We start from the raw sequence: 12,637 nt of genomic DNA, 5'->3' as shown, positions 1-12,637 counted from the left end.
CGTCAGCGCAGCCGCGCCAGCGCGGCCTCCGCGGCATGGAACCCGCCCATGCCGTGCACACCCGCGCCGGGCGGCGTGGCCGACGAGCACAGGTAGACCCCGTCGACGCCGAGGGCGTAGGGGCTGAGCGAGATCCGCGGCCGGAACGCGATCTGCCGTGCCGTGTTCGCGCCGGCGCTGATGTCGCCGCCGACGTAGTTGGCGTTGTGGGCCTCCAGCGCGGCCGGGTCGCGCGTCGACACCGCCAGCACCCGCTCCCGGAAGCCCGGGGCGAACCGCTCGATCTGCGCCAGCACGGCGTCGGTGGCGTCGCCGTCGTACCGGTGGGGGACGTGGGCGTAGGCGTAGACCGGGTTCGTCGATCCCGAGGACCGCGCGGGGTCGCACAGGTACTGCTGGCCGAGCAGCACGAACGGCCGCTCCGGCATCTCGCCGCGCACGGTGGCCGCCTCGACGGTGGCGATCTCCGCCGCGGAGCCGCCGAGGTGGAGGGTGCCGGCGCGCCGGCAGTCGGGGCTGGTCCACGGGATGTCGCCCTCGATCGCGAGGTCGACCTTGAACGCGGCGGGCCCGTAGGAGTAGCGCGACAGTGCCCGCCGGACCCGCGCCGGCAGCCGGTCGCCGACGATGTCGAGTACGCCGGCGGGCGCGGTGTCGAGCACCACGACGTCGGGCCTCCCGCCCGCCAGCTCGTCGAGCTGGGCGAGCGAGGCGACGCGGACGCCGGTCACCACCCGCCCGTCGTACGACGCCAGCTCGGCCAGCAGCGCCCGGGTGATCGACTCCGTGCCGCCCTCGGCCACCGGCCAGCCGACGGCGTGCGCGCTCGCGCCGAGCATCAGCCCGACGGAGGCGCTGAGCGGCAGGTCGAGCCGGCCGAACTTGTGCGCGGCGACACCGGTGAACAGCGCCCGCGCCGGGGCGTCCCGGAACCGCCGGGCGAGCACGGTGGCCGGCAGCAGCGCCTTCGCCCCGAACCGGCCGAGCGTGACCGGGTGCCGCGGGACGTGCACGACCGGCTGGAGGACCTCGGCGATCAGGTCGTCGAAGTGGCGCACCGCGGGGCCGAGCATCCGCGTCCACGCGGTCGCGTCGGCCCCCAGCGAGGCAGCCGACGAGACGAGGTCGCGGGTGGCGATGCCGGCGCGGCCGTCGTCGAGCGGGTGGGCGAGGTCGACCTCCGGCCAGAGCCAGCGCAGGCCGTGCCGCTCGAGGCCGAGCGAGGCGAAGAAGGGGGACGCGACCCCGGTGGGGTGGAAGGCCGCGCAGTCGTCGTGGAGCAGTCCGGGCAGGGTGAGCTCACTGGTCCGGGTGCCGCCGCCGGGCCGGTCGTGCGCCTCGACGACCGTGACCGCCAGGCCGGCCTGGGCGAGGCGGATCGCGGCGGCGAGCCCGTTGGGCCCGCTGCCCACGACGACGGCGGTGCTCACGCGACGGGATCCTTCCGCTGGTAGCCGCCCGCCGTCCAGGTCACGCGCAGCGGCACCGGCCCGTTCGGCAGCCACGGCTGCTCCCGGACGCAGTCGCGCACGTCCCAGGTCCCGCGCTCGACGACGCCGAGGGCGGCGTCGATCACGCGGTACTCCTGCGGGCGCGAGGTCCGCCACGGCGTGGCCTGCGACTCGCAGTAGGCGACGACGAGGTCGCCGGGCTCCAGGCCGAGCCGCCTCTGGACGGCGGCGACCAGACGCTCGTCGTGCAGGTGGCCGTCGCCGAAGTTCCAGCCCACGAGGATGTTGCACATGAACTCGCCCTCGCGGACGTCGCGGGTCTCGATGTCGTCGAGGTGCTCGTAGAGGACCGAGAACAGCCCGCGGCCCTGGCTGTGCATCGAGCGCCAGGCGAGCGCCTTCTGCACGGTCATCTCGGCCTCGTCGGCGGTGTAGGCCATGCCGGGCATCCGCTGCAGCTGGTCGTTCTGGGTCTCCACCAGCAGCAGCTCGTTGAGCCGCTGCTCCACGCCGGGCCGCATCGCCCAGACCGCGGAGGCCCAGTTGCCGGCGTACTGCCGCATGGACGGGAGGAAGGACACCAGGTCGGGGCGCAGGTTGCCGAGCACCGGCCCGAACAGCAGCAGCGCGAAGACCGGCAGGAGCAGCAGCGGCTCGGAGAACTCCCAGACGTTGTACGTCGACGCGTCGAACCCGGCGCCGAGGTCGGTCCCGCCCCACAGCACGATCGCGATGTAGCCGAAGTAGACGTTCCACTCCAGCGGCACGGCCAGCGGGAAGGTCGAGGTGATGAAGATGTGGAAGACCAGCATCGCGATCGCGCCGAGCATGGCGATCGTGTCGTCGGTCGTGAGCAGCAGCACGACCGGGATGATGATCTCGACGGTGGTGCCGCCGACGTGGGCCATGAGCCACGCGAGCCGCGACGGCCGGATGTCGTCGGGTGCGTCGCGGTAGTGGAGCCGCTTGACCACGTTGAGCTGGCCGGGGCTGTTGGACACCATCGGCGGGACGACGTTGATGAAGTGCTCGCCGATCTTGGAGGTGCCGGCGCCGATCCACACGACGCAGATGATGATCTTGAAGGCGACGACCAGGTTGACGAAGTCCGCGGCGTCGGCGCCGTCGCGCAGCGCGATCGCCCCCAGCGTCGCGGAGAACAGCATGATCGGCAGGTACTGCTCGGACCGGGCGGCCAGGAACACCACCTTGTCGCGCAGTCCCATCAACGGCATCGTCACCAGGATCGGCACGAACGCCAGCGGCGGGATGAGCTCCTGAGGCCCCGTCCCGGACGGCACCAGCGGCACCGGGGCGGCCTGGACGAGGAGCGGGCAGGCGAGGCTGGCCAGCACGGCGACGTACAGGACGACGTCGCCGACGGTCCGCTCGTCACCGCCGGTGAGCGGGACATGGCGGCCCCACGGCGCCATCCGGATCGTGCCGGGCCGCAGCCAGTAGCGGATGTTGCCGAGCATCGGCGCGAAGTGGCCGCACAGCGGGCCGAAGGCGCCGCCGAGGCCGATCACCTCCAGCAGCATCAGCCAGACCGCGAGCTTCTGGTAGACCACGATGTTGTCGAACCAGGTGCCCGGGTCGGTGAAGTGAACGTGGTCGGTGGTCCACGACGTGATGGCCAGGCCGACGGCGAAGTAGAGGCCGAGCATCTTGAGGATGTAGACGACGTGGAGCATCCGCGGGGTGTTGAAGCCCTCGGTCACCCAGTTGGTGCTGAGCACCCGGATCCGCTCCCGCAGCGGCAGCGCCAGGAAGTCGGCGGGCGGCAGCGGCTCCGGTGCGGGCTTGAGGAATCCCATGTCAGGCTCCTGCGAGTCGGGCCCGCAGCGCGGGCTTGTCGATCTTTCCGACGGGGTTCTTGGGGAGAGCATCCAGCACGTGGAGCGCCACCGGGACCTTGATCTTCGTCAGCTCCCCGCGACAGTGCGCGATCAGGGCGTCGACGTCGACGGCGTGGCCGGGACGGGCGGACACGAAGGCGACCACCACCTCGCCGTACACCGGGTCGGGGCTGCCGACCACGGCCGCCTCGAGCACGTCGGGGGAGGAGTGCAGGACGTTCTCGATCTCCTTGGGGTAGATGTTCTCCCCGCCCCGGATGATCATGTCCTTGATCCGGTCCACGATGCGGAGATATCCGTCCTCGTCGAGGATCCCGACGTCGCCGGTGTGCAGCCAGCCGTCGCCGAGCGTCTCGGCCGTGGCCTCCGGGCGGTTGAGGTAGCCGCGCATCACGTTGGCGCCCTTGACGACGACCTCGCCGCGCTCGCCGTGGGGGACCAGGGTGCCGTCGGGGGACATGATCGCGACCAGCTGGCCGGGCAGCGCGGGTCCTACGGTGCCGGGCTTGCGGAGACCGTCGACCGGGTTGCACGTCGACGCGCAGGTGCCCTCCGAGAGCCCGTAGCCCTCGACCAGCGGGAACCCGAACCGCTCCTCCACGGCCGCGAACAGCTCCGGCGGCGCCGGCGCGGCGCCGCAGATCGCGAACCGCACCGAGCTCGTGTCGGGGATGACCTCGGCGGACAGGGCGACCAGGTGGGAGTAGATCGTCGGCACCGCCGAGAAGTACGACGGCCGCAGCCGCTCGATCGCCTGCAGGAACGCGACCGGGTGGAACCGCTGCAGCACCGACAGCTGCGCGCCCGCCGACATCGGCGTCAGCCAGCTCACGCAGATCGCGTTGACGTGGAACAGCGGCAGCACCAGCAGGCAGTGGTCGTCGGCGCCGACCCCGATCGCCTCGCCCATGCCGGCGATCATCGCGTCGACGTTGCCGTGGTCGAGCATCACGCCCTTGGGGCGGCCGGTGGACCCGCTGGTGTAGACGAGCAGCGCGAGGTCGCCCGACCGCGTCTCGGCCGGCGGCAGGGTGCCGGTGGGCGTGGTGGGCAGGTCCGCGACACTGTCGCCGTCGATCACCAGGACGGCCCCCGAGTCGCGGATCTGGTGCTCCGCCTCGGTCGCGGTGAAGGTGGGGTTGACCGGCGTCGCGGCGGCGCCCAGGCGCCACGCGGCCATGATCGCGACGAGCAGCTCGACCCGGTTGGGGAGCATCACGGCGACCACCGAGCCGCGGCGCACGCCCTGCGCGGCGAAGTGCTCGGCCGCGGCGTCCACGCGCTCCGCGAAGGTCCGGTAGGTGAGCTCGGTCCGCTCGTCGCGGACGCAGGGGCGGTCGTCGTACGCCGCCGGGCGGTGCCAGGGGAGGTGCTCGAGGGTCATGCCGGAACGCTAGGACCGCCGATCGTCGTGGCTCTTGGTTCCGCGCACCAAAGTCGAGGGCCGGATTCGGGGTCGCGCGGCCAAGCCGCGGTGGCATCCCGCTCTGGCACCATGACGTGACCGTCGTCACCGGTTGGTGCCACGGCCCAAAGAGGAGGAGCGATGTCGGACCCGGAGACCGAGCTGCAGGGCATCGCCGTCCTGCTCGCCGAGCGGCACGCGGAGCTCACCGACGGGCTGGTCCGGGCCTTCGGCGACCGGATCCCCGAGCTGCCGCGCGACCCCGTGCTGGTCGACCTGCTGCACGGCAGCGCGGGCTCCAACCTGGAGAGCCTCGCCCACCTGCTGCGCGGGCACATGCCGGCCAGCGACGTGCGGGCGCCGGCGGCCGCGGTCGAGTACGCCCGGCGGCTGGCGCAGCGCGGCACCTCCCCGAGCGCGCTGCTGCGCGCGTACCGGCTCGGCCAGCAGCTGATCCTGGCCTGGGCGGTCGAGGAGATCGCCGCCCGTGTGCCCGACCCGCTGCTCGCGCTGCAGACCAGCAATCTGCTGACCCAGACCTCCTTCGAGTACGTCGACGCCGTCTCCGAGGACGTCATCGGCGCCTACCAGTCCGAGCGCGAGCGCTGGCTGGCCAACCGCAGCGCCGTCCAGCGCGAGACCGTCGAGGCGCTGCTGCGCGACGAGCGGCTGGACGTGGCCGCCGCCGAGTCGTCGCTCGGCTACCGGCTGCGGCAGCACCACCTCGGCCTGGTGCTCTGGACCGCGCCCGGCGACAGCGACCTCGCCACGGTCGAGCGGGTCGTGGGCGCGATCGCCGACCGGGTCGGGCCGGGCATCCGCTGTTCGTCCCCCGTGACCGCGAGACCGCCTGGGCATGGCTCCCGATCGGGCGCACCGGCGAGGTCGACCTCCCCGACGCCACGGCCGCCCTCGCCGACGTCCTCGCCGACGGCGGCGGCCGGGTCTCGGTCGCCATCGGCTCGCCCGCCGCCGGCGAGCCGGGCTTCCGGGTCACCCACCAGGGCGCCGTCGCCGCGCAGGAGGTCGCCCAGCTCGGCCAGCACCGACCCGGCCGGGTCATCACGTACGACGACCCGACCGTCCGCGCGGCCGCCCTCCTCGCCCGCGACCTCCCCACGACCCGCCGCATGGTCCGCACCGCCCTCGGCGACCTCGCCGACGACACCGACAGCGCCGCCCGGCTGCGGGAGACGCTGCTCGCCTTCGTCGAGGAGCGCGAGAGCTATGTCGCCACCGCCGTCCGCGTGCACCTGCACAAGAACACCGTGAAGTACCGCGTCGACCGCGCCGTCGAGGCCCGCGGCAAGCCGCTCGGCGACGAGCGGCTGGACCTCGAGCTCGCGCTGATCGCGTGCAAGTGGCTCGCGCCGGAGGTGCTGGCCCGGGCGGGCGGCTGAGCCGTGCCGCCTGCTGGCGGGACCTCTGAGCAAGAACGGTCAAGCACCACCACCCCGCGGCCGACCACACTGGACCCATGACCGGCCGTGACCGCCTCCGCGAGCTCCTCGACGCCGTGCTCGACGAGGACAACCGGACGCTCGCCGACATGGCGGACGGGGCGTTCGCGTCGCCGTACCACTTCACCCGGGTGCTGTCCCGCGACGCCGGGGAGGCGCCGGTGGCGATGCGGCGGCGGGTGATGCTCGAGCGGGCCGCGTGGCGGATCCGGCGGGGCACGCCGGTCACGGAGGCCGCGTGGGAGGCGGGCTACGAGTCCCTGGAGGGATTCAGCCGGGCGTTCACGCGGGCCTACGGGCACCCGCCGAGCGAGGCCGGCGCGGGCGCCGTCAGCGTCTGGCTGCCTGCGGCCAACGGGATCCACTTCCATCCGCCCACGAGCCTGTGGGTGCACACCTCGGAGCAATCGATGAACCCTGTCACCGACCAGCTGGTCCGCCACGACCTCGACGACACCCGCGAGCTCATCGAGCACGCCAAGGGACTCTCCGACGCCGCGTGGCGCGAGGTCCGCGGCCCGGGCCACGAGGTGGCGTCGTGGGAGGGACCGGAGGAGTCGATCGCGGCGGTGCTCGAGCGGACCGTGTTCGCCAAGGAGGTCTGGCTGGCGGCGATCGAGGGCACCGACTTCCCCGACGTGGACCGCTCGCCGAGCCCGGCCGGGCTGCTGGAGAGGTACGACGCGGTCGCGGCCCGGTGGCTGGCGGCCGTCCGCGACATCGACCGGCGCGGCGCGTGGGACGACCGGATCGTCGACGCGCTGTGCGAGCCGCCGGAGTCGTTCGTGCTGAGCAGCATCGTGGCGCACGTGCTGACCTTCTCGGCGTACCGCCGCCAGCTGACCCGGGTCTGGCTGCGCGCCGCCGGTGTCGACGCCGACGACGGCGACCCGATCAACTGGCTGCGCCGCGAGCTGGGGGAGGACGCGTGAGCGCCGTCTATTACACCGCCACCACCCTCGACGGCTTCATCGCCGACCCGTCCGACTCGCTCGACTGGCTGCTGCGGCAGCCGCAGGACGAGGGCGGAGCGCAGAACTACGAGGAGTTCATCGAGCGGATCGGTGCCCTGGTGATGGGCTCGACGACCTACGAGTGGGTGCTCGCGCACCTCGAGCGCACCGGCGAGGCGTGGTACTACTCCCAACCCTCCTGGGTGCTGAGCTCCCGCGACCTGCCGGCCCTCGACGGCGCCGACCTGCGGTTCGCCTCCGGCAGCATCCGCGAGGTGTACGACGATGCGGCGGCCGCCGCCGGCGAGCGCGACGTCTGGGTCGTCGGTGGGGGCGACCTCGCGGGCCAGTTCGCCGACGCGGGCCTGCTCGACGAGGTGATCGTCTCGATCGCCCCGGTCGTCCTCGGCGCCGGACGCCCGCTGCTCCCGCGGCGGCTCGACCTGCAGCTGGAGGAGACCGCCCGCAACGGCGCCTTCGTCACCGCCCGCTACACCGTCGCCGGCCCGCTCACGGAGGACCGCACGGGTTGACAGCGGGGGGATGGTGGAGGGACTGGTCCACTGTCTCGGGAGGACATCGTGCGCCGTACCCTCACCGCCCTGGTCACCTCGACCGTCATCGCCGCCCTCGGCATCGTCGGTCCACCCGCCGCGGACGCCACCAAGCCACCGCACCACCCGCCGCCCACGCCGTCCAGGACGCCCACCGCCACCGGGCACGGCGGCGCCGTCAGCTCGGTCGATCCCGACGCCACGGCGATCGGGCTCGAGGTCCTGCGCCGCGGCGGCAACGCGGTGGACGCCGCCGTCGCCACGGCCGCCGCGCTGGGCGTCACCGAGCCCTACAGTGCGGGCATCGGTGGCGGCGGCTACCTCGTCCACTACGACGCGGCGACGGGGAGGGTGCACACGATCGACGGTCGCGAGACCGCGCCGGCCGGGATCCGTCCCGACGCGTTCATCGATCCCGCGACCGGGGAGCCGTACCCGTTCACGCCCGAGCTCGTCACCAGCGGCGTCTCGGTGGGCGTCCCCGGCACCGCCGCCACCTGGCAGACCGCGCTGGACCGTTGGGGCAGCCTCTCGCTCGCCCAGGCGCTCCGGCCCGCGGCCCGCCTCGCGGAGAAGGGCTTCGTCGTCGACGACACCTTCGCGCTGCAGACCCGCGAGAACGCCGAGCGGTTCCGGACCTTCACCAGCAGCAGCGACCTCTTCCTGGCCGACGGCGTGCCGGCGGCGGGCAGCCGGTTCCGCAACCCCGACCTCGCGCGCACCTACCGCAAGCTGGGCGCGAAGGGCATCGGCTGGCTCTACCGGGGCCGGCTCGGCGCCGAGGTGGCCCACACCGTGCAGCAGCCGCCCCTCAGCGGCGCGACCGACCTGCCGGTCCCGCCGGGCAGCATGACGGTGCAGGACCTCGCGACGTACGAGGCGCTCGTCCAGGCGCCCACCTCGACCGGCTACCGCGGCTACGACGTCTACGGCATGGCCCCGTCCTCCTCCGGCGGCACGACGGTCGGGGAGGCCCTCAACATCCTCGAGCAGACCGACCCCGCGGGGACGGTCCCGACGCTCCACCACTACCTCGAGGCGAGCGCGCTCGCCTTCGCCGACCGGGGGAGGTACGTCGGCGACCCGGCCTTCGAGGACGTCCCCGTCGACGCGCTGCTCGACGACACCTTCGCCAAGGAGCGCGCCTGCGCCCTCGATCCCGACGCCGCGGCCGCCAAGCCGGTCCCGGCGGGCGACGTGGCGGCCTACGACGGCGTCTGCGCGGATCCGGCCGCACCGGGCGAGGAGGCCGCCGACACCGAGGGCCTGTCGACCACGCACCTCACGACCGCCGACCGGTGGGGGAATGTCGTCGCCTACACCCTGACCATCGAGCAGACCGGCGGGTCCGGCATGGTCGTCCCGGGCCGCGGGTTCCTGCTCAACAACGAGCTGACCGACTTCTCCGCCGTCTACGACCCCGCCGACCCCAACCGGATCGAGCCCGGCAAGCGCCCGCGCAGCTCGATGTCGCCGACGATCGTGCTCCGCCACGGCCGTCCCGTCCTCGCGGTCGGCTCGCCCGGCGGCTCGACGATCATCACCACCGTCCTGCAGGTCCTGGTCAACCGGCTCGACCTCGGCCTGTCCCTCCCGGACGCCGTCGCCGCGCCCCGGGCCTCGCAGCGCAACACCGTCGACGTCACCGCCGAGCAGGCCTTCATCGACGCGTACGGCGCCGCGCTGGCGCCGTACGGACACCCCTTCGCCGTCGCCGGGCCCCCGGGGTCGAGCGCCGCGGAGATCGGCGCCGTCGCGGCGATCGAGCTCGGCCGCCACGGCAGGCTGACCGCAGTGGCGGAGCCCACGCGCCGTGGGGGAGGAGCGGCGGGGGTGGTGCGGCCTAGGCTTGGGCCGTGACCACCGAGGTCTGGACCGAGATCACCGACGAGCGGGCGCTGACCGCGCTGCTCGGCGAGCCGCTGCCCGCCGTACGCGCGAAGGAGCGGTCCGCCCTGACCGGGATCGACCGGGACTGGCTGGCGTCCTCGCCGTTCTGCATGATCGGGACCGCCGACGCCGAGGGGCGCTGCGACGTCTCGCCGAAGGGCGACCCGGCCGGGCGCCTGGTCCACGTCATCGACGACACCACGATCGCGATCGCCGAGCGGCCGGGCAACCGGCGGGCGGACGGCTACCGCAACATCCTCGCCAACCCGCAGGTCGGGCTGAACTTCCTCATCCCCGGCCGCGGCGACACGCTGCGCATCAACGGCCGGGCCCGGCTGGTCAGCGACGCGCCCTTCCTCGATGCCATGGTCGTCAAGGGCCACCGGCCGCTGCTCGCGGTCGTGGTCGTGGTCGAGATCGAGACGATCTTCTTCCACTGCGCCAAGGCGTTCCTGCGCTCCCGGCTGTGGCGCCCGGAGACCTGGGCCCCGGAGGCCCAGGTGCCGCGCCGGGCCGTGCTCGCGCAGCGGATGGAGCGGCCCGGCGACAGCATCGAGGAGCTCGACGCCTACTACGGGCCGAGCTACGAGGAGCGCCTCTATGTCCAGTGAGGGCTACCCGTTCCTCAAGGGCCACGGCACCGAGAACGACTTCGTGCTCCTGCCCGACCCCGACGGCACCGTCCACGGCGCGCTCGACCCCGACCGGGTCCGCGCCCTGTGCGACCGCCGGGCCGGGATCGGCGGCGACGGCGTGCTGCGCATCATCCGGGCCGCGGCGATCGGCGAGCCCGGCGCCGGGCAGGACGCGGAGTGGTTCATGGACTACCGCAACAGCGACGGCTCGGTGTCGGAGATGTGCGGCAACGGCGTGCGGGTCTTCGGCCGCCACCTCGCCCAGCGCGGCCTCGTCGACCCGGCCCGGCCGGTCCCGGTCGCGACCCGGGCCGGCGTCAAGGTGCTGACCTTCGCCGACGGCGCCGTCGACGGCGAGATCACCGTCGACATGGGCGGCCCGACGGTCCTGGGGGAGACCAAGGTGTCCGTCGGCGACCGCGCCTGGCCGGCGCTGCACGTCGACATGGGCAATCCCCACGCGGTGGCCTTCGTCGACGACCTGGCCGACGCGGGACTCCTGCTCGACCCGCCCGCGCACGACCCGGCGGTCTACCCGCACGGCGTCAACGTCGAGTTCGTCGTACGACGCGGGCCCGGCCACGTCGCCCTGCGGGTCCACGAGCGCGGCTCCGGCGAGACCCGCTCCTGCGGCACCGGCGCCTGCGCGGTGATGGTCGCGACCGCCCTCGCCGACGGCGCCGCGCGCGACACGGCGTACCGCATCGACCTGCCCGGCGGCACGCTGCGGATCACCTGGACCGGCGACGACCGGATCCTGATGACCGGGCCGGCGGTCGTCGTGGCCGAGGGTCGCACCAGTCTCTGAAGCCGGGGCCGGCGTTCATCGGCGCCGCGACGACGAGTGCAGATCCGGTTTCGGCCGTTTCTGCTGCAGGGTTGCGATAGCTTCCGCGGCATGAGGTTCCTGAAGTTGGCCGCAGGCCCGCTGGTGGCTCTGCTGGCCGTCGGCGTCTTCGTCGTCGTGGCCCCAACTGGCCTCAAGAGTGCGATATCCGACTGGCTCTCTGGACTGAACCCGCTGAGCGAGGAAACGGTCGATCGGACGGGGCCGTCGGTCCTGGTGTCGCTGACCGACCTCAGTGAGTACCGTGCGGCGACCGGCTACTACGAGACTGTGGTCGACATCGAGAACGACTCCAAGCTGCCTTCCTGGATCAAAGGTGAGCGGGTGCTCTACGTCGGCAAGGGCGACGTAGCTGCATTCGTGGACTTCGGCGAACTCGACGAGCAACGAGTCGTGGTCTCAGAGGACAGACTCTCCGCCACGATCAGACTGCCTGCTCCACAGCTCGACAAGCCCGTCCTCGACCTGGAGAAGAGCTATGTCGTCGATCACGACAGCGGTTTCATGAGCAACTTCGGCGGGTCGGACCTCGAACGCGAAGCCCAGCTCACGGCAGTACGACAGATGGCGACCGCGGCTACCGACACGGGCGCTCTTGTCGACCTGGCCAGAAAGAACACCGCAGCGATGCTGCGGGGTCTGCTCGGAGGTCTCGGCTACGTCGACGTCACCGTGACCTGGGATGACGAGCCAACGGCGTCGCCCTCGCCGACGCCGTCCCCTCAGTGACCGTCAGATCACGGTGATGTCCCGATCGTGACACCGATGGTGTCAGCGTCAAGCGGCGCCCCTATGCTCGCCCCATGGAACTCACCGGATCCTCCGCCATCGTCACCGGCGCGGCCTCGGGCATCGGCGCCGCCGCGGCCCGCCAGCTCGCCGCCCAGGGCGCGACCGTCGTGGTCGCCGACCTCCAGGCAGACAAGGGCGAGGCCCTCGCCGCCGAGATCGGGGGCGTCTTCGCCCAGGTCGACGTCACCAGCACCGAGCAGATCGCGGGCGCGGTGAAGGCGGCCGCCGAGATCGCCCCGCTCCGCGCGGTCGTCAACTCCGCCGGCATCGGCTGGGCCCAGCGCACCATCGGCCGCGACGGCCAGCTCGAGTCGGCGCACTCGCTGGAGGCCTTCACCAAGGTGATCGCGATCAACCTGATCGGCACCTTCGACGTGGTCCGCCAGGCCGCCACCGTGATGAGCCAGAACGAGCCCGACGCCGACGGCTGCCGCGGTGCGATCGTCAACCTGGCGAGCGTCGCCGCGTTCGACGGCCAGATCGGCCAGGCGTCGTACTCCGCCTCGAAGGGCGGCGTCGTCGGCATGACCCTCCCGGTCGCCCGCGACCTCGCGGCCTCCGGCATCCGGCTCAACACCGTGGCCCCCGGCCTGATCGACACCCCGATCTACGGCGAGGGCGAGGCCGCGGAGGCGTTCAAGGCCAAGCTCGGCGAGAGCGTGCTCTTCCCCAAGCGCCTCGGCGTCCCGGACGAGCTGGCCAGCATGGTCGTCGAGTGCCTCACCAACTCCTACATGAACGGCGAGGTCATCCGGGTCGACGGCGGCATCCGGATGCCCCCGAAGTAGGGC

General features: G+C 73.0%; 12 protein-coding genes. 9 read left to right on the top strand and 3 right to left on the bottom strand.

The features are described from left to right. Nucleotides 1-2: 2 nt before the first annotated feature. Genes FIV44_RS07740 through FIV44_RS07730 form a run of 3 tightly spaced genes read right to left on the bottom strand, consistent with a single transcriptional unit; the run spans nt 3 to nt 4,694 of the window. The gene (locus FIV44_RS07740; protein ID WP_141003939.1) at nt 3-1,430 is read right to left on the bottom strand and encodes a phytoene desaturase family protein; all 1,428 of its coding nucleotides are present in this window, start codon (nt 1,428-1,430) and stop codon (nt 3-5) included. After that, entirely contained in the window at nt 1,427-3,268 is a 1,842-nt protein-coding gene (locus FIV44_RS07735) for a DUF3556 domain-containing protein (RefSeq protein WP_141003938.1), read from the bottom strand. Before FIV44_RS07735 ends, FIV44_RS07740 begins: the two co-directional genes overlap by 4 nt. Before the next feature lies 1 nt (nt 3,269). After that, complete coding sequence (locus FIV44_RS07730) at nt 3,270-4,694, bottom strand: class I adenylate-forming enzyme family protein (protein WP_141003937.1); 1,425 nt, start codon at nt 4,692-4,694, stop codon at nt 3,270-3,272. 162 nt (nt 4,695-4,856) lie between these two features. Here FIV44_RS07730 and FIV44_RS31930 point away from each other — a divergent pair, with 162 nt between their 5' ends. The 9 genes from FIV44_RS31930 (at nt 4,857) to FIV44_RS07690 (ending at nt 12,634) form a co-directional block, all read left to right on the top strand. Further along, a complete protein-coding gene (locus FIV44_RS31930) occupies nt 4,857-5,987 on the top strand; it encodes an RsbRD N-terminal domain-containing protein (protein WP_246086866.1) in 1,131 nt (376 codons plus the stop codon). Next, a complete protein-coding gene (locus FIV44_RS07725; protein ID WP_246087002.1) occupies nt 5,900-6,115 on the top strand; it encodes a helix-turn-helix domain-containing protein in 216 nt (71 codons plus the stop codon). The genes FIV44_RS31930 and FIV44_RS07725 overlap by 88 nt, the downstream gene beginning before the upstream one ends. A 77-nt stretch (nt 6,116-6,192) precedes the next feature. After that, nucleotides 6,193-7,107: a helix-turn-helix domain-containing protein gene (locus FIV44_RS07720; protein WP_141003935.1), complete on the top strand. Its 915-nt coding sequence runs from the start codon at nt 6,193-6,195 to the stop codon at nt 7,105-7,107. Continuing rightward, complete coding sequence (locus FIV44_RS07715; RefSeq protein ID WP_141003934.1) at nt 7,104-7,661, top strand: dihydrofolate reductase family protein; 558 nt, start codon at nt 7,104-7,106, stop codon at nt 7,659-7,661. The genes FIV44_RS07720 and FIV44_RS07715 overlap by 4 nt, the downstream gene beginning before the upstream one ends. 48 nt (nt 7,662-7,709) lie before the next feature. Next, nucleotides 7,710-9,542 (top strand): gamma-glutamyltransferase, encoded by a 1,833-nt coding sequence (ggt, locus tag FIV44_RS07710; protein WP_219996341.1) that lies wholly within the window; start codon nt 7,710-7,712, stop codon nt 9,540-9,542. Further along, entirely contained in the window at nt 9,539-10,183 is a 645-nt protein-coding gene (locus FIV44_RS07705) for an MSMEG_1061 family FMN-dependent PPOX-type flavoprotein (protein WP_141003933.1), read from the top strand. The genes ggt and FIV44_RS07705 overlap by 4 nt, the downstream gene beginning before the upstream one ends. After that, complete coding sequence (dapF, locus tag FIV44_RS07700) at nt 10,173-11,015, top strand: diaminopimelate epimerase (RefSeq protein WP_141003932.1); 843 nt, start codon at nt 10,173-10,175, stop codon at nt 11,013-11,015. Before FIV44_RS07705 ends, dapF begins: the two co-directional genes overlap by 11 nt. Nucleotides 11,016-11,105: 90 nt before the next feature. Beyond that, complete coding sequence (locus FIV44_RS07695; RefSeq protein ID WP_141003931.1) at nt 11,106-11,783, top strand: DUF4230 domain-containing protein; 678 nt, start codon at nt 11,106-11,108, stop codon at nt 11,781-11,783. A 74-nt stretch (nt 11,784-11,857) separates the two neighbouring features. Beyond that, on the top strand, nt 11,858-12,634 hold the full coding sequence (locus tag FIV44_RS07690) for an SDR family oxidoreductase (RefSeq protein WP_141003930.1): 777 nt from the start codon (nt 11,858-11,860) through the stop codon (nt 12,632-12,634). Nucleotides 12,635-12,637: the final 3 nt, after the last annotated feature.

It is taken from the genome of Nocardioides humi (assembly GCF_006494775.1).
GTDB classification, from domain to species: domain Bacteria; phylum Actinomycetota; class Actinomycetes; order Propionibacteriales; family Nocardioidaceae; genus Nocardioides; species Nocardioides humi.
This window is presented reverse-complemented; position numbering and strand designations above follow the sequence as displayed.

Coding starts and splice junctions, on each gene's coding strand:
- FIV44_RS31930 (WP_246086866.1), top strand. CDS start 4,857: ATGTCGGACCCGGAGACCGAGCTGCAGGGCATCGCCGTCCTGCTCGCC.
- FIV44_RS07690 (WP_141003930.1), top strand. CDS start 11,858: ATGGAACTCACCGGATCCTCCGCCATCGTCACCGGCGCGGCCTCGGGC.
- FIV44_RS07735 (WP_141003938.1), bottom strand. CDS start 3,268: ATGGGATTCCTCAAGCCCGCACCGGAGCCGCTGCCGCCCGCCGACTTC.
- FIV44_RS07720 (WP_141003935.1), top strand. CDS start 6,193: ATGACCGGCCGTGACCGCCTCCGCGAGCTCCTCGACGCCGTGCTCGAC.
- FIV44_RS07730 (WP_141003937.1), bottom strand. CDS start 4,694: ATGACCCTCGAGCACCTCCCCTGGCACCGCCCGGCGGCGTACGACGAC.
- dapF (WP_141003932.1), top strand. CDS start 10,173: ATGTCCAGTGAGGGCTACCCGTTCCTCAAGGGCCACGGCACCGAGAAC.
- FIV44_RS07695 (WP_141003931.1), top strand. CDS start 11,106: ATGAGGTTCCTGAAGTTGGCCGCAGGCCCGCTGGTGGCTCTGCTGGCC.